The organism is Verrucomicrobiia bacterium (assembly GCA_035946615.1).
GTDB lineage: Bacteria > Verrucomicrobiota > Verrucomicrobiia > Limisphaerales > UBA8199 > DASYZB01.
In genome coordinates this window covers 33,454-53,951 of sequence record DASYZB010000055.1, presented here as the reverse complement: position 1 = coordinate 53,951, position 20,498 = coordinate 33,454, and the positions used below count along the sequence as shown (strand labels likewise).

The window sequence follows — 20,498 nt, the reverse complement described above, 5'->3', positions numbered from 1 at the left end:
GACGTCTCGTATGCCAAGCCCAAAGAGCGGCAGCGCAGGTTCGGCAGTCTCACCGGCAGAGCCGAGAAAAGCCGAGGAGGCCGACAAGGCCGATCCTGGCGAGGTCGAGAGAATTAAAGCGGAGCAACGGCGAACTCAGACTGGAAAGTATGGCTCGGCACAAACCAAACCGCACAAAGGTTCAGAGTCGGACGATGCATCCAAAGACAAGAAAAGCTGGATTGAAATCAAGCTGGTGGACAAAAAGGGCAAGCCGGTCCCGGGCGAGGCCTATAAAGTGACCTTGCCCGATGGCAAGACTGCCGCCGAAGGAACACTCGATGAGAAGGGTTTTGCGAGGGTAGATGGGATTGACCCGGGGACGTGCAAGGTCACGTTCCCCAGGCTGGAAAAACAGGCGTGGAAACCTAAATGAAGCTTTGATCAATTATGGGCGCGTATCACACAGTCGTTCAGGGCGAGTATCTTTCCAAGATCGCCCGTGCTTACGGTTTCGCCGATTATAAAACCATTTGGGATGCCCCCGAGAACCAGGATTTAAAGGACAAGCGTAAGAATCCGAATGTCCTGTTTCCGGGCGACAAGGTCTTTATCCCGGATAAGGAAAAAAGGGAAGAATCTGCCGCAACCGAAAAGCAGCACCTCTTTGAAACCGGCGCCCAGGAACTGGTCCTGAGGGTCAAGCTGCTGAACTTAAGCGAGAAACCCATCGAACGAATTTTAGAAGCAACAACTGCTGTCGGCCCGAGTGACGTTAGCCCCCAAAAAGACCTTTATGAAATCGAGATTACCGAAGAGGATGAAACGGTGGAGTTGAAAGCCAAAGACAGCCCGGCCCTGGATTTAGCGCTTGTGGTAGGCGGGTTGGACCCGGTCAAAGAGGTCCCGGGACAACAGGATCGGTTCAATAACCTCGGATACTTTGCCGGGTTCAGCAAAACGCCGAACCCCGATCAATTTCGCTGGGCTGTCGAAGAATTCCAGTGCGACCACAAGGCCGACGGCTTGAAAGTGACCGGCATTTGTGACGAGGAAAAAACTCAGAAGGTTCTTGTAAAGAAACACGGGGTGTAGTTCGGATGCGAGTGAGAATTGTCGGTGAGAAAACCGGCAGCTAATAGTGCGGCTATAAGGAAAAGTATGCCAGATAAGCAGGAACCGGTAAAACAGGCCATCTCGCTGGATTTGGGCCAGGACGTTGTGGCGGCGAGCCATCCGGTTCAGGTTGAATTCCCCCGGCACGTCGCGCCATCTTTTCCTGACGATAAAACGTTCAATACCATTAAAGAGATGCTGATTGTCGTCGGGTGCGTCTCGCTGCCGGACAAACATTTTCACTTTGATTCGTCGTTCCTGCTCTTCCCGGACTCCCAAAAGGGCTTTGGCAAGCTGGCCGATATGCGGGATGCGCTGGCCGAATCACTTCAACCCGACGGGAGCGGCGAGAAAGAAAAGCCGCCGCTGTCAATCTTCGGTCATGCCGACCCGGTCGGGCGCGATGATTACAACAGCGTCCTGAGCCAGCGGCGAGTCAAAGCCGTGTACGCAACGCTTATCCGGGATGTGAAGACCTGGGAACAGTTAATGGACCAGGGATTCGGCGGCGACGTCTGGGGCAAGGAAATCACACAGAAAATGCAGGATGCAGTCAACGGCCCCGATAATCCTCCACCGGCGGGGCAGACCCGGCGGGAGTTGATCAAGGCATACATGGACAAAATCTGTGTCCGAAAAGACCCTAAAGGACAAGAGACACCCTTCACTCTGGATAAAACCAATGACTTTCTAGCGCGAGGGGCAGGTACAGAACGCAAGGGCGATATGCAAGGTTGCGGCGAGTTCAATCCGAATCTGATTTTATCCAAGAAGAAACTCGCCGATTTCGACGCAGAGCCTGATAAGAAGAAAGGCAAAGAAGACCGCGACGCCGCCAATGAGATCAACCGGCGGGTGATTGCCTTTTTGTTCAAACCCGGCAGCCATATTGACCCCAAGAAATGGCCCTGCCCGCACGTAAACCAGGGTGATGCAGTCCAAGCCTGCCATGCGCGATTCTGGTCGGATGGCGACAAGCGACGCGCAGCGGACGCAGAAGTCGATAAGAAGTTCGGCTTCGATCAGGATAATCAAGGCAATGCCGGTTCAACGGATCCCGGTGTGCGCCGAACGCCGACCTTTGCTTGCCGTTTTTACCATGGGATTGCGGGCAATTCCCCTTGCGAAGGCATCGTCAAACAATGGGTGATTCGCGTCCTTACCCAGCCCCCATTGCCTGGCAAGGAGGACCACCCGCTTGCCAATAAGCGGTTTGTTGTCACGATGGGCGACACGCCGTCCGCTCCGACCATTCGGGGCAAAACCGACGCCGAAGGCGTGATTCGCCTGCCGGTTTTTGATGATAAGACAACGATGGAACTCAAAATCGAGGTGACCCAATCGCTCCCGAAAGGGGTCACACCTGAGCAGAAACAGGAAAAGCAAAATGAGTCCCAAGCGGACGAAGCCAAGTTCTCGAAGTTTACCCTCAAGGCAGGGGACCTCGTGGAAATGAACACGAAAGACAACATAACCGTCGATGAAACGGTTAAGCTGGCGGCCAAGCAACGGCTTTATAACCTGGGTTATGGGCCGGGCGAGTTCGCCGAGTGGAACGATGATGACCTGAAGGAGGCGGTCCGCGTTTTTCAGTTGAACGAGAAGGTGGGCAAAGGCGACGGCGTGCTGGATAAGGACACGCGGCAGCGGTTGCGAGATGTCCATGACACTTTGCCCGACGACGAAGAAGGCAAAAAGGCGCCAGCCAAGGCGGATCAACCCGGGGCGGCAAAGTCGCGGCCCTGAGTACAGGAATTGCTCATGCTAAAAGATTTGGATAACGAGAAGAAGCCCTGGGACGACCACCACCAGCAATTGTTCCATCGGGTCCAATCCGACCAGTTCGACAAGGAACGGGAACCGGCTTCGGGCAAAGGTTATCGCTGCGGAGCGCGAGCCCCCAGCGATTTCAAGACAGACGCCTTGGCCGACATTTTGGCCAATGGGCTTGTGGATACCATTGTCAGCGTATTAACAGGCCCAATCGGAAAGCTTTTGCCGAAAATTATCACGGGCATTCTGGGAGCCTTCAGCAAACAAGCCAAACAGATAGAAGGGGATTTGGAGAAGAAACTAGCAAAACTGATCAGCGATACCGTAGAGGGCGCCCTGTTTGGCAAGTATATCAAATCGATTCCCGCCTGGGTGCCTGTGGACCGAAAAGATTATGGACCGCAGTTTGATAACAAGGAGGGCAAGGAAGTGGAGCGCGAGGTCGAAGGACTGCTGCGGGACAGCTTTCAATTGATGCGAGCCATACCGTATATTCAGTGGAACCGCTGGTATCCCTGGGCATTTGATGTCGCGCCAATTGATGGGTATGCCTATGTGCTGGGGCTTGGAAATAGGGCCACACCGGACGAGGAGGAGGCGATCGACGAAGCTGAGGCGCACAAGTTATCGCTGGCGACCGATATTAATCACCCGGACAGGGTAGGAAGCGGAGGCATTCATTCCATCGCTTGCCTGATTGACCTGGGTGCTTTCGGGGTTTTACCGGGCGATCGGGGTGGGCAACCGCGTTTGCCGGGCGCCTTCTTTCATCCCAAGTGGCCGTTCTGGCCCACAGCGGGCGACTACTTCTGGGCTTGTGGACGCTGGGTGTATGACTGCGTCCACACGACAAGCTTGGAGAAAAAAGGTGAGAACGAGGGCCTTATGCCGACTCAACTTCACCCGGTCAAAGCTTTTGCCGCAGCCCGGTACGAGGGATTCAAATTCCAGGAAAACGAGCACGCCACTCCCGCCACACGTTTCCTTTTCTTTGCGTGCAAAAAGGGCGGCTACCTGGATTTCGGCACAGCGGGCCAGGGTGAAAAAGACACCGAATGCGCAGTGAGATTTAATGACAAGGACTATACCTTCGTGATGGACCTGCCGGAAGCATTCGACCCGGTGGACTTGAAATGGCCTATCGGCCATACCCCCGAGTTCCCGGCTAACAATGTCGTTTTGCGCCCTACGTTGCTGATGGACCTCGAGATGGCGCCCTTCGGCCTGCCAACCGGCAGCGAATTCTTTGGCGGAGACATTCAATTCGATCAGAATCTCAAGCCCAAGCTCGAGCTTCTTGAAATCGCCGATCCCAATAAACCTCGCCAGCGCCAGGTCCGGATCACCGTCGAGTTATCTAAAGTGAATTCCTCCGCGACTGCGTACGGGTTCTGTGCCTCCTTCGGCTGGTTCGACCCCACAGGGACTCAGGCGGATTTGGTCAAGAAGGTCACCTTTGATTGGAAAGCGATCAACTTTCACCATGGCTTTGATAATGTTCGAATGAACATCGGGGTCAATGGCCGCTTCCTCTTTGCCCCGTTGGAAGGCAAGAAAGAGCTAGACATTGATATCAGTTCGTCGGACCCGCGCCTCACCCAGTTCGTGCCCGATGACGGTGTGCTCCGCGTCGAGGTACACGGATTGGACCGCAATGGTTATGGGGAGGCGATGGAGAAGAACCCAGCCAAGTTACCCGAGTTACCTGGCCAGAACATCGCAACCAAGGATCGCACGCTGCGGGTCGGAGGCATCTTCCAATTCATGACGCCTGACCAGCTCAAGCAATTGGCAGCGTCGGCAAAGGCTCCTCTCACCAGCGCAATTGGCAAAGTCAGTCCCGGTTGGGTTAAGGATTTGAGTGGGGAGATGCTGGATTTGCTCACCGGATCGCGAAAGGAGGTTAAATGGAAAGAGCACATCGATCAGAAGGACTCGGATGTTGCCTCCGCTGTAGCGCGCGAAATGTTCACAAAAATCCTGCCGTTGTTCAATAACGAGAACGATCCGATAACCCTTGGTGATTCGGCGGGCTCGCAGGATGCCTCGGCTTTGATCGGTTGCCCCACAGGCCGCGAGGTTGTCATGCGCGACGTTGTTCAATTCATGAAGCCGGATGAAAAATCAAAGGATTTTGATCTGCGCCTTGAGACGACGCCTCTGCAGTACATCGCAGACGCGGATGGCCTGGCCCAAAACACAGTCGAGGGGGGCGTGCGTGTCGTGCTGCACATCAATGCCCACATGAAAATAGAGCGGCAATAAACCCTCCATGGCATTCTTTACAAACCCTTTCAAACCACAAAGCCCGCCGGTCCCCAAGGTCCAACCTGTTCAGGCACCGCCCGTGCCGGCGCAACTGCCAAAAATTTCTGCGCCCACGGCGGCGCAGATCGCCCAGCATTCCCAGCTCAGCCCCGCAGCCCAGGCCCTGCTCACTCCGCAGCAAACGCCGGCTCAGCATTTGCAGGCCTTGCAGGATCATCACTTGGGGAATGACATGGTGAAAACCCTCGCGCACGGGATGCCCGACCGTGACGGCGTGCACTGGGCGACCCAAAGCGCGGAAAAGGTTTCCGACAAATTACCGGCTGAGGACGTGCATGCTATGAAGGCCGCCCAGGCCTGGGTCAAAAGCCCGACGCCGGCGAACAAAGCGGCGGCTGGAGCGGCGGCCGCTAAGACGAATTTTAGCGGCCCCGGGGCCTGGGCCGCTCAAGGAGCAGCCTGGTCGCAACCTTCAGCGCCCGCCGATTCGGGGGCGGCCTCGGGCGCTGCGGCACTGCCGCGCATGACGCCCCACGCAGTGACTGCCTCAGTGCTCATGTCCTCGTCCATCCACGCCAACCCGGCTCTGGCGGCCCCTAAAGCCCAAGTCCCCAGCCTGAAAGCGCCCACCGCCGCGCTGCCCTCCTTGAAAGCCCCACAGGTGGCGCCGCCCCAAGCGCCGCAGGCGCCCGCCCCGACCGTGCCCCCCGCCGTCCAGGCCCACGCCTTTCAGCAGCAGCATCCCTTCATTGCTATGGGGCTGAGTATAGCCTCGGGCAAAAGCCCGCTCGGATGAGAACCTATTGGTCATTCGCACTCTGCAACAGCCCAGTAGTGACAGGCCGCCGGGGCGCAACTTTGGCCGTGGGATTGATAGCTCTGGCTGTATTATCCGCTTTCCTGCTCAGCTCGGCTTGGATGCACGAACCCGGGCCAGGCCCTCGCAACAAACCCATCACCTTGCGCCAGGGCTTGGAACCTAACCAAAGACTGACCGCGTTTGTTGACCCCAACAATAAGTCCAAGGCGCTGCTGATGTTCTCGGAATTGACCGGGCGCGAGCCGTTGCCGGCCCAAAAAGGCGCGGCTCAATGGCTCGATGAGTTCTCAGACGGCCGATTGACCCGCTGGCATCTGCTCAAACGTGCGTCAAAAGCGGACTCGGGCATCGAGTACCATCGCGATGGCCAATTGAGCGCCGGCGAGCTCCTGAACCAATTGACTGAGCTCTTCCGGTCCGAGGGTCTTCAGCCCGCGGCGGTTGGGTCCAAGTATTTTAAATTAATTCCTCTCCCCGCGAGCACCACTCGAACGTGAATCGGTTTGGCCCGGCCCTCTCATCGCGTAGCGATGACTGAAGGTAGCCGTGGGCCTTGGCCCACGGAGAATTGCCCGCCGATTTATTTGCGTCGCGCAGCGACGCTTGAGGGATATTGAGGGGTCCCTAACGTGAACTACCTCTTTAATCTGCCGATGGTTCTCCCTCTCCCCTGCCGACTCGCCGCGCTGTCGGCGCCGTCGCCGGGCAGAGTTATCAAATCCAATTCATAGCTTCACCTGGCCAAACAAACTGGTCGAATCTGGGGAGCGTCCTAACGGCAACGAACTTACACAGCGGAAGAAATGAAAGCCATTGGCGGGCGGGTCCTCGGGCAGAAACGGAGGCTATGTTAAACTCAGTTGCGCAATTGCCGCACACGGCCTGGGATTTGGCTGCGGCCCGTGTTGGCCGAATGCATTGCGGCAAATGAAATGGCCAGGCTTTGCAGGTTCTCGCGGGCTGAGTTCGAAGGCTCCCTCTCCTCTTCGATAGCACAGAGCAACTCGGCCATCGCCCCGCGAAAACCGTCGTTGAACCATTTGCCTTCCAGCTTGGGTTTGGCCACACCACGCCTCGTAAAGAGGGTGATGTCGTGGGCTGCGCAGACGGGCCCTCGCGCCCGGATTGTCCCACCAGAGCCTGTGATGACAAACGCTTCCTCGGGTCCGAACTTCGAGTGGGAATCAAAGCTCAGGCTGGCCGTTCCGGCATCAAAAACTACGGTCGCGACGCCCAGCATCGGCGGTTTGAGTTCCTGGTTCCGCGCGTATGCGATCGCCGCAAAGACGGATTTGGCGGCTGCGCCTCGGAAGAATAGCGAGCACATGTCGAACCAGTGGATGCCAAAGTCATACAGCACCACGTGATGGATGGCTTCGAAAGGGGTGCCCCGTATCCAGGTATGGTCCCAATTGAGCCGCATGGAAACCGACTGCACCTCGCCAATCAGCCCCGTGCGAATGATTTGATTGATGTAGCTCACATAGGGCGCCCAACGCCCGTTTTGGTTTACGGCCAATTTGCGCCCCGTATCCTGCGCTAACCGCACCAACCGTTCCCCGATGTCCAGGTCCAGAACGAAAGGTTTTTGGCTCAGGACGTGTTTGCCAGCTTGGAGGGCTGCCTTGATAGCTGCGACCCGCGGTTCAGGGTGCAGCGCGATGTCCACTACCTCAATATCCGGACGCTCGAGAAGCCGGCGGTAATCGGCGCAAATCACGGCGTTTGGATAAAACTCGTCTCGCCGCGCACGGGCGGCAGCCTCGACTCGATCGCAGAGGGCGACCACTTCCCACTCTGCAGCGCGGTAGGCATCCAGGTGCTTTGCCGTAATCCCACCACAGCCAATGAGCCCGATGGGGTGCCGCTGTTTGGGCCGGCCCGGCTGATAAGGCAACTGTGGGGCCGGAAAGCGGCGTGTCACAGCCTTGGCTTCCAGGGCATAATTGGGCTTGGGCAGCTTTTTCATGGCGCCTGGCTCAAAGCGACGGTCCTCTTGAGCCTGGAACTTAGCATGGCCGCATCGACAATCTCCTGGCCAATTCGGGAAATCTCAGGTGAGAGCGGCCCTTCCGGCGTGCGGTTGAGCCGGATGCAGTCGATAAAGTATTGAATAGGATTCTGGAAAGGCGCTTTCAGTCTGTCCACCGGCACGTCTTTGCCTCGCGGATGTTTTCGCGTTTGGATCCGCACGGTCGGTTCATAATCGTAGCTGCTGATGCTCCCTTCGCTTCCCTTGAGCACAAATCCGCATTTCGGCTGAGGCTGTTTAACCCAAGGGTCTGTGAAAGTCCCCCAGCGCGTTTCGAACTTTGAAAGGCCGCAGGCATAACGCGCGATGGTGATGCTGTGTTCATCGACTTCCAGACCGTTGGGCAGATCGGTTACAGCGGTGACCTCGATAGGCCGGGCGCCCCCGTGATACCACGCGCCTAGAGTCGTGCCGTAGCCGAGGTAATCCAGCAATGAACCGCCTCCCAGGGCTCTTTTGTAGAACCAGCTCTTGCGTTTTCTGGCCGGAGTCGGGCGCACCTCGATTTTGTCGGCTGTGTGCCAAAGCGGTCCGCGGTTGCCATCGTAATAATGAACCTCCTCGAGTTGGCCGATGAGGCCTTGCTGCAAGAGCCGATAAGCCGTGCAATGGCTCGGCACCCAACGCAAGGGCCAGTTAATCGCCAGCATAACGCCATTGTTCCGCGCGGCCGCAATCATCCGGTCCCCTTCTTCGACACTGGCCGCAAAGGGCTTCTCAACCAGCAAATGCGCCCCATACGGCGCGACTCGCTCGACGTATTCCGCATGCTTTGCGGTTGCCGGGCAAAGGATGACCAAGTCCGGTCTTGCGGTTTCGAGGCAATCCTCCACATCCCGAAACACGCGCTCCGCAGGGATTCGAAAATTGCGGACTGCGTCGCGCATGCGAGCAGGGGCCTGGTCGCAAATGCCCACGATCTCGGCGGCGGGATGCTCGAAGGCCATCCGCAACAAGTCGCCCATGTGCATGTGGTCAAAATTGATTCCGGCAACACGCAGTTTCATATATTGAGGAGTCCCTAACATGAACTACACCCTTAATCTGCCAATGAATGCCTGACGTCATAGGTCCAGGCCCTCCCCATTTCTGAGAGTGCGAAAGTTCTGGCCCAGGCGGCGGCACTCGGCCTCGAACTCATCCGCAGAGACGGTGTTAAACGCGAACAGATCGAAGTGGTGCGGCACCGCGAGCCTGGCGCCCACCTCCTTTGCCAATTGCGCGGCCTCGATACCGTTGAGATTCCCCGCGACCCGGCGCTCCGGCTTGTTTCCATTGATCGGAACCAGCGCCACATCCAACGCGAACGGTTCGAGCGCGGCAACAAGCCCCTGGTGCCACAGGGTGTCGCCACTGTGATAGAGAGTTAAGCCGCCCGCCTGGAGGACGAATCCCAGGAATCGGCAACGGCCCTGCTGGTCTCGCTCGACACTGTTATGCGCGGCCGGTATCCCGGTGACTCGGATGCCGCAAGCAGCCGCGGTTTGGCCGGCATCGACCTCGATCAACCGCTCCGAGATTGGCATTCCGCCAGCCCCGGAATACTGCGCGCCAGCCAGGCGCTCCAGAACGAACCCGCGATTGGCGCGAGGAATCACCAGCCGGGCCTTTGGGTTGACTTCCAGCAGCGGCAAGAGCGTCTCAGCATCCAGATGATCGGTATGATTGTGGCTGCTGGTGATCACATCAATTGCCTGAAGCTTCTCCGGGGCAATCACGCGTTCTGTAATCCGAACATGCGGCTTGTCAGTCCCGGCGTACTTCCTGGTCAATGAGTCTGACAGGTAAGGGTCCATCAGGACCGTCCGGCCTTCGGTATGCAGCAAAAACCCGCTCTGACCAAGCCACCAGAGCCGCGCCGCCCCACGCTTGCGCGCAGCGGCGATGTCGGCCAGCAAGACAGCGTCTTTCTGGAACGGGGCTTTCACCGAGCCAATCAAATCCCAAGCTCCTTGCGCACCAGCCGGGCGCCGGCAACCAGGCTGGCCAATTTCGCCTTGGCCGCCCAGCGAGCCGTCTGGCTCAGACCGCAGTCGGGGGCCAGCACGAGCCGCTCGGGGGAGACGTGCCGGAGGCACAAGCGCACTCTGTCTGCCACATCGCTGGGCGTTTCCACATAATAGCTTTTCACATCCACAACTCCCACCGCCACATCCATGCGCGCCGCGATTGGCCGGATCAATTCGATCTCCGCAAACTCGCGGCTGGCCATTTCCAGGTGCATCTCGTCGCATTTAAAATCCAGAAATGCAGGGAACATCGGGGCAATGCGCCTTGGGCCGACCGCGCGGGCCTTGTAATTCCCGAAACAGAGATGGGTGCAAAGGCGAATCTTGCCCGCCACCGGCTCGACCGTCCGGTTGAATATATCGACAAAACGTTTTGGCTCTTCCCGGCAGGCATAGCAGCTCATCGAGGGCTCATCCACGCTGACCTCACGGCATCCGGCCGCGACGAGAGCTTCAAGCTCGCCGCGCACAATCGGCAGCAGGGCCTCCGTGAGCGCCCAGCGATCTGCATACTGCTTATTGGGTTCCAATCGACCGCTCAAGGTGTAAGGGCCGGGAACGCTGGCCTTGAGCGTGGGCTCTTCATTGCTCTCATGGTGCGTCTGATTATAGAGGCGATTGAGACGTCTGAACTCATCCACTACCCCCAGACCCCGCGGCGCCCGCAATGGGTCAGTGACCCGGTGTTTGCCTCGTTGGTCATGGGCGGGCGGCCCAAACCGGCGCGGCGAGGCGCCCTCGAGTTCGATGCCCTCCAGGAACCCATAAAATGAAAGATTGAAATCAAGCCGCGTTTGCTCGCCATCGGTAATCACATCCAGGCCGGCTGCCGTTTGATCGTGAATGGCGCAAATCACGGCGTCCTCCTGAACCTCGGCAACATCAGCCGAGCCGAACTGATCCAGGTGTTGGGACGCGAACTCCAGCCAGCCAGGGAACGGATAGCTGCCAATAACAGATGTGCGCAGCGGGTTGTGGTTCATTTCGTTTTTCGGGTTCTTTGCGTTCCTTTGCGGCCAGGTCTCAACGGCGTCTCCTGGGGTTCCATCCTTGCTCCCTGCCAGCCCCCTCATAGAGCCTCGCGATGCGGTGCGCATGCTCGTCGTAGGCTGTTTCAAAAACCTCGGCTGCGCGTTTTGCGCCGACGATCGCCGCGCCCGTCAGCACTTTGGGGGGCTGGCCTGCAGCCGTCAATCGTGCCGCGACCTCGGCTTTCATGGCGTTGACCAGCAGACAACCGCCTATCGTCGAACCCGGTGAGACCGGCGTATCGAGGCCCGGCACGCGGACCATGGCATCGCCCGCAGGCGCGCCGGTATCGAGCACCAGATCGGCAAAATCCTGGAGCTTCTTGCCGGCGGAATGTTTTGATGGGCTGGCTTCGGAGTGAAGCCGGCTGATAATGGCCACCACCTTGAGCCCGTGTTTGCGAAAGGCCTCGGCCATCTCGATCGGCACGACATTGCAGCCGCTTGAAGAGATCACCAGAGCCGAATCCTTCGAGCTGAGCCCGAAATTGCGCAGGATGCGCTCCGCGAGGCCGGAAACATTTTCCAGAAACATGGCCTGGCGCTGTCCGTTGGCGCCGACCACCAGGTTATGAAAGCTCAATGAGAGCTCGACGATGGGATTAAAACCCGGAAACGACCCATACCGTGGCCACATCTCCTCGACCATGATGCGGCTGTGGCCTGCCCCAAAGACGTGCACCATCCGCCCGGCCAGGATGCTTTGCGCAAACCATTCCGCTGCCTGCCGGATTTCCGGAAGCTGTCCCTCGACAGCGTTCACCAAACCATGCGCCAGACGGAGATACTCGCCAGCCGGACCCGGCTGTTGTTTGTGGTTTGTCATTTTATTTCGAGACAATTCGATTTCATTGAATTCCATGCCGCGCCAAACGCTCCGGCCCAATCACCCAGCCTGGCCGGACGGACCATCACCCTGGCGCCGCCGGGACGCCACTCAAATTCGCTGAGAAACCGTCCCAGTGGCCGGAAGAGAGCCGGACCTGCTTTGGCAATGCCGCCTCCCAACACCACGACCTCGGGGTCGAGCACGTTGATCAACGAGACAAGTCCCGCTGCCAGGGCCCGCACCGACTCCAGCCAAAGCCGGCGCGCTTCAGAGTCGCCTGCCCGCGCGGCTGCAACAAGGGCGCCAGTGGTTTTGAAGCGGCCATGGCTTCGCCCCTCGATGGTGCAATCGCCAATCGCCCCTTCCAGGCTGCCGGGAGTATTTGCCACATCGCGCTCGCCATGCGGGTTCAGCGAAATATGGCCCAGATGCCCGGCCCGGCCAATATGGCCGCCCAGCAGGCGGCCATCCACCAATGCTGCGCCCCCCACCCCCGTCCCCAGAGTCAGCAGGAGCGCATTGCGCGCCCTGCGGGCCGCCCCGCGCCACACCTCGCCCAAGAGAGCCGCTTGCGCATCGTTCAAAACCGGGACCCCGCACTTGGCCCTCAAAAAATCCTGCCAAATCAAGCCTTCAATACCGCGAAGCCGCCCCGGCATAAAGTCAATGCACCGGCGCTCCGGCCCCGGCAGCCCGGGCGCCCCTAAACCAATCCAGGCCGGCTCAGACCTGACCGCTGTTTGCAATTGTTCGAGTGCCCGCCGTATGTTCAGCCGCCATCGCGTCGAGCCGGTATCCTGCGTGGGCAATGCGACTCTAGCCAGCACCTTTCCTTGGTGTGTTATCGCCACACCCTTGATGCTCGCGCATCCGACATCCAACCCGATGCCGTACTTCTCCCGCCAATTATGGGTCCGCCGCGGAAGTTTCATTACCACAGTTTGATCAACCGCCATTCGGAGCGTCTGTCTCCCGCGCCCACAATCGACCAAATCTTGTTCATCACAGCTTCGCCAGGGTCTCCAACAGCCGGGTCGTGGAACGGCCCGGCACAACGGGGAGAATCACGACCTTGCCGCCCCCAGCCTCAACCAGGCGGCGTTCATCCTGGTTGATAGTCTCCAGGGTGTAATCCCCGCCCTTTACATAAATGTCCGGCTGCGCTTGTTTGAGAAAAGCGGTGGCCGTTTGTTCCTGAAAGATGAACACCCCATCAACACTGGCCAGGGCGGCCACCACCGCAGCGCGGTCGGCCTCGGGATTAACGGGCCTGCCGGGGCCTTTGAGAGTGCGTACGGAAGCGTCGCCGTTGAGCCCTACCAGGAGGGCGTCACCGAGCTTGCGGGCGTCCTCGAGATAAGTCACGTGGCCCAAGTGCAGCAGGTCGAAGCAGCCATTGGTCACGACCAGGCGCTTGCCCCTGGCGCGCAAGGCCGCCCGCCATTCCGGGAAACGGTCCGCCGCCTTCGCTGAGCCTGCGGCGGGCAGGCCGGAAAGAATTTTCTCCCTAAAATTCACGGAGACATTCTGGCAGAGCGCCCCCGAGTATCAAGGTCAACCAGTCACAAATAAGGGGAGGCCAGCCGGGCCACGCCGTCCCGGAGTCGTATAGGCAAGGGGCGTCCATCGACTTGGGCCAGCGTCACCGAGCGGGCGTTTTGGAGCTTGGCTTCTACCCAGGCATCCAGGCGGCGGGCCAGGTCGGTTTCATAGCATTCGAGATTATACTCAAAATTCAGGCGCAGACTCCGCGCGTCCCAGTTGGCCGACCCGAGCAATACCCAACCGCCATCGACCACCATGAGTTTGGAATGATCGAACGGCGGCGGGGAAAGCCAAATCCGGCATCCATGCGACAGCACCTGCCACCATATCGCGCGCGAAGCCCAATCCACAAAAAACAAATTGGAAGACTCGGGCAAAAGGATATCGACCTTGACCCCGCGCATGGCGGCCAGGTTGAGGGCTGAAATCACCGCCGGATCGGGCAGGAAGTACGGTGTGACGATCCGCACTGAATGGCGGGCAATCGAGAGCGCCCCCAACAGCGTCCACCGCAGTTTTTCGAAGTCCTCATCCGGGCCGTCACTCACCCCGCGCGCGACCACGGGGCCGGCTTCTTCAGGGAGCGGAAACCAGGCCTCCCCGCGCAGGGCTTCGCCGCTCATGAACTTCCAGTCATCGGCAAAGGCCTCCTGTAATTGCACGACAACCGGCCCCCGCACGCGAAAATGCAAGTCCTGCACTGGATGGCGCGGCTGCCGCTGCAAACAGTGCCCGACGCGAATATTAATGCCCCCCGTGAACCCGACGCGGCCATCGGCTACCAGAATTTTGCGGTGCGTCCGCAAGTTCATCGACATCAGGTGCCAGGGGGCGAAGGAAGGCAGGAACGTGGCGTGCCTTACGCCCAGGCGCCGGAGAACGGGGAGTATGGATGGCCAGGAATAACGGGCGCCCATTCCATCGATGAGCACGCGCACTTCGAGTCCTCGTTGCACCGCTTCGCCCAGGGCCTGGGCAAATGCCAGCCCCGCCTCGTCCCGATCGAAAATGTAAGTCATCAGCGAGACGGAACGCTGCGCCTGGCGGATGGCTTCGAGCATCGCGGGGTAAGCTTCATCGCCATTGACTAACGGCTCGATGCGGTTGCCCGGAAACAATGGCCGCTCGACCACTTGATCGACAATGCGCGCCAGAAGGTGGAGGTGTCCGGTGTGCGCCGGCAGGTGCCGCTGGAGTTCTTCGGGGGAGCATTGGGCCTGGCCGGGATGGGCGCGATAGCGTTCGAGGTCTCCGCGCAGCAGCGCCGCTTGCCGGCGAATGCGGTTGACGCCGAAAATAAAATAAATAAGCGAGCCGAGCAATGGCACCACCCAGATGAAGCCGACCCAAGCCAGGGCCGCGCGGGTGTCACGTTTGTAGAGGACGGCGTGTGCCGAGGCAATGCAAGCGAGCACAAACGCCAAACAGGCCAAAGCGATGTGCCACACCTGGTGGGCGTGTTCCCAGAGGGTCGCGGCTAGAACCATCACCTCGAAGACTAACCGCAGCCGCTGGCGCTGTCAGTTCACAAAACGATGCAGACGATGCAGCAATCCTTTAGTCCCAGTGGCCTGGGGTCCAGACCCAGCCTTGAGTGGTGCGGCGCCAGTGGCCGTCCACCCAGGCCGTTCGCAGGTTCGGCGGTTCTTCCCAGTGTCCGTCCATCCAAAACCAATGGTCAGCGTGGAATTTCCAAAAGCCAGGCACCCAAACCGCCGTCTCATCAGGCGGGGAAGGAAGGACCTCGTGCCTTGCTGGCGGCGGTGATTTCGGCACCACGACCGCGCCGGAAGGCGTCACGACCACCGGGTGGCGCTCGACTGCGCATCCTGCGGCCAGACAGCAGATAACCGCAACCCCAGCCAGACTCCTGAGTGTTTGCGCTTTCATATATGGATTCTCATCCTCCTTTAGACTCCCCAATTTATCCCCCATCCCGGTTCCGTCTTCTAAACTAAAGAATATTTTGTAAAATTCAAGTTCCAGGCCGCCGGGGCCTCCGGGGCCTGGGGCAAAGCATCTCAATGCAAAGAAGTGCTGGAAGAAGACTTCGATGCGCCACCGACACCGATAGAGTTCGGCGATGCTCTCCGCACTTCAGGTCAGGTGGTTGGTCAGGAAGGTCATCAGGCGCAGTTCGAGGCAAAATGATTGAAGCGTTAGTTGGCGGGAGTAGGTGTTAATAACCGGGAGTTCCATTTGCTGGGGGGCTGGGGACTCCCATTGCCTCCCAATAGGTCCCTATTGGTCCCATTGCCTCCCATTTTTGGTTGGGCGTTATGGGAGTCAATGGGAGTCAATGGGAGTAGGGATGCAGGTGATGGGAGTAGTTTGGGTGGGTGGCTGAGGCAAAGATTACATTAGGCTACATATACCTACATGGCTGCGAAATAGAATTCCGCAACCAATAGCATGGCAGGCGCCACCTATTGTTAAAATGATACCGCAGCAGCTTCTTGGAGTTCGCGGCCTTGCAACTTGGCAGGTGCGCCTTCTCTTCTATTCATCCGAACGCCTCAACACACGGGCCACCCACATCCAGTGCTGTCCTCGCGAACCTCAGACCTCGACCGCTGGTCACCGGCGAAGCCCTGCTAAACGAGTCGGAAGCGCGACTGCTCCGGCTCTGTACCATCTCATTTTCCCCCGCCGGCCACCCGGTTGTCAACGCCACTTCGCGCTTGACGCGGGGACATCGGGGGCATTTGCGCCGCTTTCGCGATTCGACACGGATGGGCGCTCGTGGGAAGTACTTGAGGACCTGCTGGAAGATGCCGCTGTCATAGCTGCCGGCGCGGGGATGGGTGCGGTGACCGGTTACATCAGCAGTGGCTTCGATCCGGCGGGTGCTGGGATTGGTGCCATCGCAGGTGCTGCCAATGGCCTTCTGGCACTTATGAATGGCTGGGCTAACGGAGACTCTTTCGGCGAAACGGTCAAGAATGCTGCGATCGCTGGAGCACTATCTGGGCTGCCGGGAGGCATGTCTAAGCTCGGCGAGGGCTGGGCAAGCGCAGGGTGGGGCGCGCTGGGAGGTGCAGCCGCTGGAATGGCCAATGCGCTCGTTTTTGGAGGCGCCCATGGAAGCGCAATGCTGCGAAACATTGTTATAGGGGCGCTCCTTGGCGCGGGCGCTGGTGTCGCTGGTGGAAACGACGACAAGTTCCTTGACGCAGCGTTAGCAGTTGCTTCGGAGACCGGTGGGAGTACCACCGAAGGATACATCGATTACTTCAGCAAATGAAACAGCCTAGAAATATTTCAATTAAGGATTGGTTATTGATGCCCATCTCTCTCTGCGCATTGATAGGTTCCCTAGCGCCACTTATTGCGCCGTGGTCTCTCAAGAGTGCCGTTAAAGAGCTTATTATATTGAGCCTATTCGTAAGTCCTGCAGTCGTTCTTTTAGCCGCTTGGATATTACTTAAGAGAAGAAGATCCCTTTGCGTTGCCATCTCTGGCATCTTAGGAATGATCGGCAGCATATGCTGGATCTATGCAGTTTGGAAAAGAGCGACTGGCCACTGAGTGAGGGCGGCAAGGATCGGAGTGCAGAGCGGGGTCAGAACAGAATGGCGCTTAGGGTCGCTTAGGGTTCATGCATACAGTAAACAACTTCCTATAGATTGGCGGAACTACCACAAAATGTAGCCTGCCTGCCATACCGAAGATTACGGCATAACTCTCCGAAGAGCCGCGAATAATGGGCGAATGATCGTCTGTCGGCGGTCGCTTAAAAGGGACCACTTCGGGTCGAAAATGGTCCCTTTTGACTGATTCGAGATTCCCCACCTTGTCACCGGGCGAATGAAAACCAGCCACTTGTGGGCGATTCAAAACCAGCCACTCTGAGGCAAGGGAGTTCATATCATTTCTTCATTACGGGTCAAAGGTTAAAGCGGGCGTTTGTTGCCGGCACTTGAAAACGAGGGGTGCGAGGTTTTAACTTGCTGCTGTCCAGTCAAACAGAGGCGGGCTCTGCTGGAGAGCAACCCGCCAAGGGATAGCGGGACCGAAAGGCGACGAAATAAAGCGTCTCCACATTCGGGGAGGCTAAAACCTCCCCGGATGCAGCGCGGGAGACCCTTTATTTCACAGAAATCAAAAGGGTCACATCTCAACAATTTACATTTGGCGTTAACGTTGATCGCCTGTCCTGGTTCCCATTCCATCCACGGCACGAGCACTGCGCATTCAGCGCCCGGGCGTGCCCTATCACATCACACCCCGGGCCAACGCAAAGCGATTTACCGCCATGACTCTTTTCTCCTCCGATTCCTTTGGCCTCAACCTCAATGGCGACAAACCTCCACCCCCAGCACCCTCCGCCTTCCGGGCATGCCATTGAAATTCGAAGTTTTCCTGGACAATCGGAATTTTTCCCTGAATGCCGTTGACGCTACTGCCAGCTTATCGCCATCATCCCTGTCCTTGAGTGGTGGCCAAAGCGGCTGCCATGATTATTGGAACAACCAAAAGGACCTATGAATTTGGATGCATTGTATGCGGAACTGACGTTGAAAATGAAGGTGAAGATGGCGCTGGTGGTGCTGGATGGGGTGGGGGATGTCGCCACACGCGAGCAGGGGTACGTGACACCACTGGAGGCCGCGCGCACCCCTAACCTGGATGCATTGAGCAAAGACTCCGCCCAGGGCCGAATGATACCCGTCGCGCCGGGCGTCACTCCGGGCAGCGGCCCAGGCCATCTGGCCTTGTTTGGCTATGATCCGCTGGAATTCCAGGTCGGGCGCGGGGTGATTGAGGCCCTCGGCCTTGGCCTCGATTTGCAGGCCGGTGATGTGGCGGCGCGCGCTAATTTCTGCACGCTGGACCAAAAGGGGATCGTCACCGATCGACGGGCGGGCCGGATTGACACAGCCGTTTGCGAAGAGTTGTGCGCGTTACTGGCTCAGAACGTCAAAAAGATTGGCGATACCCAGGTCATCATTAAGGCAGGCAAAGGCCACCGGTTTGTGGTGTTGTTCCGGGGCAAGGGACTTGAAGGGCCACTGAGCGACGCGGACCCGCATCGCGAAGGTTTGCCAATCCCGCAGGTTACGCCGCTCAATCCCAAATCGCTTAAGGCCAAAAAGGCTGCGAAGTTGGTGGCGGACTTTTACGAAGCCGCCTTGCCGATTTTGGCGCAGAAAAGGCCCGCAAACGGATTTTTGCTGCGGGGCATTGCGCATCAGCCGCTCATCCCGAGCTTCCAGGACCGCTACGGTTTGCGCGCCTGCTGCCTGGCCGTGTATCCGATGTACAAGGGCCTGGCCCAACTGGTTGGCATGACCAAGCTCGAAGGTCCGCAAAAGATTGGCGAGCAGTTCGAGCGTTACCTGGCCGAGTACGACAACTTTGATTACTTCTTCATCCATTTTAAATATACCGATATGTATGGAGAAGACGGCAACTTTGCTGCCAAACGAAAAGCCGTGGAGGAACTGGACACCGCGTTGCCCATCCTGCTGCGCAAGAGGCCCGATGTGCTCGCCATAACCGGGGATCACTCCACGCCTTGCGCCATGAAAGGCCATTCCTGGCATCCTCAACCGGTCCTGCTGCATTCGGCCTGCTCCGGCTCGGACAAGCTCGAGCGTTTCACTGAAACCGGGGCCAACACGGGTTCGCTTGGTTTGTTCGAGGCCAAGTACCTCATTCGTTTGATGCAGGCCAATGCCAAGCTGTTTGATAAGTTTGGTGCCTAATGGCCAAACTCGTTTTCGATATCGAGACTTCTGCCCTGCCGCTCGATCGCTTTGACGAGGCGCAGCAGGAGTACCTCTTCCGCGAGTGCGGCAAGATAGCCGAAGAACCGGCCCGCGCGGCGCGCCGGCTCGAAATTGCGCAGCAATGCAGCCTCTGGCCTTTTACGGCCCAGGTCGTCTGCATCGCCATGCTCAACGCCGAGACCTCGCGCGGCCAGGTGCTCTTCACGGCGGATGATTACGAGGACGCAGCCGAAGAGGCCGGGCCTGTTGAATTTGTGCCTTGCGTGGATGAAATCGAGCTGCTGACTGCTTTCTGGGACGTGGCCAAACATTACGACCATATCGTCACCTTCAACGGCCGCGGGTTCGATGTGCCGTTTATTTATTTGCGCTCGGCCCTCCTGAACGTGCCTATCTCGCGCAAAGATTGGCTGGGCTATCGTTTCCAAACCGAGCCGCATTGCGACCTGGCCGAGCAACTGACCTTTTACGGTGTCAGCGGGCGCGATGGGGCGGCCCGGCGGTTCAACCTCGATTTTTATTGCAAGGCCTTCGGAATCGAATCACCCAAGAGCCATGGCGTGACGGGCCGCGATATCAACACGCTCCTCGACGAGAGCCGCTTCCGCGAAATCGCCGAGTACTGCCTGCGCGATGTCCGGGCAACGGTCCTGCTGTTCCAGCTCTGGAAAGAGCGCCTGGCAGGGATCAAATGAGTCCCATTTCAAACAAAATACTTCTGTGTTTCGCCGTCAAACAGGAGGCCCGGTTCTGCGTGGATTGGCCTGCCACAAAACAGGGACTCCGAATTTTGCTCACGGGCATGGGCGGCGGGAATGCGCGCAAAACCGTCCGAGCCGCGCTCACGCGCGCGCGGCCAAAGCTGGTCTTGAGCTGCGGGTTCGCCGGCGGCCTCAACCCGAAACTCCCGCATGGAGCGGTGCTGTTCCAGACAGAGGGGTTACACGAACTCGATGAAGCCCTTGAAGAGGCCGGGGCCCAGCGGGCCAAGTTCGTCTCTCAAGAGCGGGTTGTCATTACCGCCGAAGAAAAGCGCGCACTTTGGCAAAAAACCGGCGCCGACGCCGTGGAAATGGAGTCGGATGCCATTTGGGCCATTTGCCGTCAGCTAACCATTCCATGCGCCACAGTGCGTGTCATCCTCGATCCTGCCCGGAAAAGTTTGCCTTTTGATTTCAACCAAATCATGACCGAGGACAAGCGGCTTGATGGTTTCAAGCTCGCGCTCGGCATCCTCAAATCGCCAGTTGCGATTCCTGGCCTACTCCTGCTCCAAAGCCAAAGCCGCCGCGCAGCCAGGCGCTTGGCTCGGGTCCTCGAGGCTGGCTTGAGTGCGTTTGCAGTCCGAAACCTCTAACCTATGGCAT

Annotated in this window: 19 protein-coding genes; 10 read left to right on the top strand and 9 right to left on the bottom strand. The window is 58.5% G+C overall.

Annotated features, from left to right (window positions below; genetic code table 11):
- Positions 1 to 10 precede the first annotated feature (10 nt).
- The 6 genes from VG146_09120 (at position 11) to VG146_09095 (ending at position 6,453) form a co-directional block, all read left to right on the top strand.
- Positions 11 to 415, top strand: a complete 405-nt coding sequence (locus VG146_09120) for a carboxypeptidase-like regulatory domain-containing protein (GenBank protein ID HEV2392509.1) — start codon at positions 11 to 13, stop codon at positions 413 to 415.
- Between the two features lie 14 nt (positions 416 to 429).
- Positions 430 to 1,074, top strand: coding sequence for a LysM peptidoglycan-binding domain-containing protein (locus VG146_09115; protein HEV2392508.1), 645 nt, complete (start codon positions 430 to 432; stop codon positions 1,072 to 1,074).
- Between the two features lie 66 nt (positions 1,075 to 1,140).
- Entirely contained in the window at positions 1,141 to 2,841 is a 1,701-nt protein-coding gene (locus VG146_09110) for a peptidoglycan-binding protein (protein HEV2392507.1), read from the top strand.
- A gap of 15 nt (positions 2,842 to 2,856) precedes the next feature.
- The gene (locus VG146_09105; GenBank protein ID HEV2392506.1) at positions 2,857 to 5,133 is read left to right on the top strand and encodes a hypothetical protein; all 2,277 of its coding nucleotides are present in this window, start codon (positions 2,857 to 2,859) and stop codon (positions 5,131 to 5,133) included.
- Positions 5,134 to 5,140: 7 nt separating this feature from the next.
- Positions 5,141 to 5,932 (top strand): hypothetical protein, encoded by a 792-nt coding sequence (locus VG146_09100; protein ID HEV2392505.1) that lies wholly within the window; start codon positions 5,141 to 5,143, stop codon positions 5,930 to 5,932.
- Positions 5,929 to 6,453, top strand: coding sequence for a hypothetical protein (locus VG146_09095; protein ID HEV2392504.1), 525 nt, complete (start codon positions 5,929 to 5,931; stop codon positions 6,451 to 6,453). Before VG146_09100 ends, VG146_09095 begins: the two co-directional genes overlap by 4 nt.
- A gap of 359 nt (positions 6,454 to 6,812) precedes the next feature.
- Here VG146_09095 and VG146_09090 read toward each other — a convergent pair whose 3' ends face one another.
- The 9 genes from VG146_09090 to VG146_09050 form a co-directional block, all read right to left on the bottom strand.
- Positions 6,813 to 7,925 carry a Gfo/Idh/MocA family oxidoreductase gene (locus tag VG146_09090; protein ID HEV2392503.1) on the bottom strand — a complete coding sequence of 371 codons (1,113 nt, stop codon included), beginning with the start codon at positions 7,923 to 7,925 and terminating at the stop codon, positions 6,813 to 6,815.
- Positions 7,922 to 8,995: a Gfo/Idh/MocA family oxidoreductase gene (locus VG146_09085; protein HEV2392502.1), complete on the bottom strand. Its 1,074-nt coding sequence runs from the start codon at positions 8,993 to 8,995 to the stop codon at positions 7,922 to 7,924. The genes VG146_09090 and VG146_09085 overlap by 4 nt, the downstream gene beginning before the upstream one ends.
- A gap of 57 nt (positions 8,996 to 9,052) precedes the next feature.
- A complete protein-coding gene (locus tag VG146_09080; GenBank protein ID HEV2392501.1) occupies positions 9,053 to 9,916 on the bottom strand; it encodes an MBL fold metallo-hydrolase in 864 nt (287 codons plus the stop codon).
- 8 nt (positions 9,917 to 9,924) lie between these two features.
- Positions 9,925 to 10,980, bottom strand: a complete 1,056-nt coding sequence (locus VG146_09075) for a methionine synthase (GenBank protein HEV2392500.1) — start codon at positions 10,978 to 10,980, stop codon at positions 9,925 to 9,927.
- 40 nt (positions 10,981 to 11,020) lie between these two features.
- A complete protein-coding gene (locus VG146_09070; protein HEV2392499.1) occupies positions 11,021 to 11,851 on the bottom strand; it encodes an SIS domain-containing protein in 831 nt (276 codons plus the stop codon).
- Complete coding sequence (locus tag VG146_09065) at positions 11,848 to 12,786, bottom strand: ROK family protein (protein ID HEV2392498.1); 939 nt, start codon at positions 12,784 to 12,786, stop codon at positions 11,848 to 11,850. The genes VG146_09070 and VG146_09065 overlap by 4 nt, the downstream gene beginning before the upstream one ends.
- Positions 12,787 to 12,856: 70 nt before the next feature.
- Complete coding sequence (gene rfaE2, locus VG146_09060; protein HEV2392497.1) at positions 12,857 to 13,285, bottom strand: D-glycero-beta-D-manno-heptose 1-phosphate adenylyltransferase; 429 nt, start codon at positions 13,283 to 13,285, stop codon at positions 12,857 to 12,859.
- A 131-nt stretch (positions 13,286 to 13,416) separates the two neighbouring features.
- Complete coding sequence (locus VG146_09055; protein HEV2392496.1) at positions 13,417 to 14,886, bottom strand: phospholipase D-like domain-containing protein; 1,470 nt, start codon at positions 14,884 to 14,886, stop codon at positions 13,417 to 13,419.
- A gap of 70 nt (positions 14,887 to 14,956) precedes the next feature.
- The gene (locus VG146_09050; GenBank protein HEV2392495.1) at positions 14,957 to 15,289 is read right to left on the bottom strand and encodes a hypothetical protein; all 333 of its coding nucleotides are present in this window, start codon (positions 15,287 to 15,289) and stop codon (positions 14,957 to 14,959) included.
- A gap of 910 nt (positions 15,290 to 16,199) precedes the next feature.
- Here VG146_09050 and VG146_09045 point away from each other — a divergent pair.
- From VG146_09045 to VG146_09030, 4 genes are all read left to right on the top strand, one after another.
- Positions 16,200 to 16,643 carry a hypothetical protein gene (locus tag VG146_09045; protein HEV2392494.1) on the top strand — a complete coding sequence of 148 codons (444 nt, stop codon included), beginning with the start codon at positions 16,200 to 16,202 and terminating at the stop codon, positions 16,641 to 16,643.
- A gap of 1,240 nt (positions 16,644 to 17,883) precedes the next feature.
- Entirely contained in the window at positions 17,884 to 19,107 is a 1,224-nt protein-coding gene (locus VG146_09040) for a 2,3-bisphosphoglycerate-independent phosphoglycerate mutase (GenBank protein HEV2392493.1), read from the top strand.
- Positions 19,107 to 19,826 (top strand): ribonuclease H-like domain-containing protein, encoded by a 720-nt coding sequence (locus VG146_09035; protein HEV2392492.1) that lies wholly within the window; start codon positions 19,107 to 19,109, stop codon positions 19,824 to 19,826. The genes VG146_09040 and VG146_09035 overlap by 1 nt, the downstream gene beginning before the upstream one ends.
- Positions 19,823 to 20,488: a hypothetical protein gene (locus VG146_09030; protein ID HEV2392491.1), complete on the top strand. Its 666-nt coding sequence runs from the start codon at positions 19,823 to 19,825 to the stop codon at positions 20,486 to 20,488. The genes VG146_09035 and VG146_09030 overlap by 4 nt, the downstream gene beginning before the upstream one ends.
- Positions 20,489 to 20,498 lie beyond the last annotated feature (10 nt).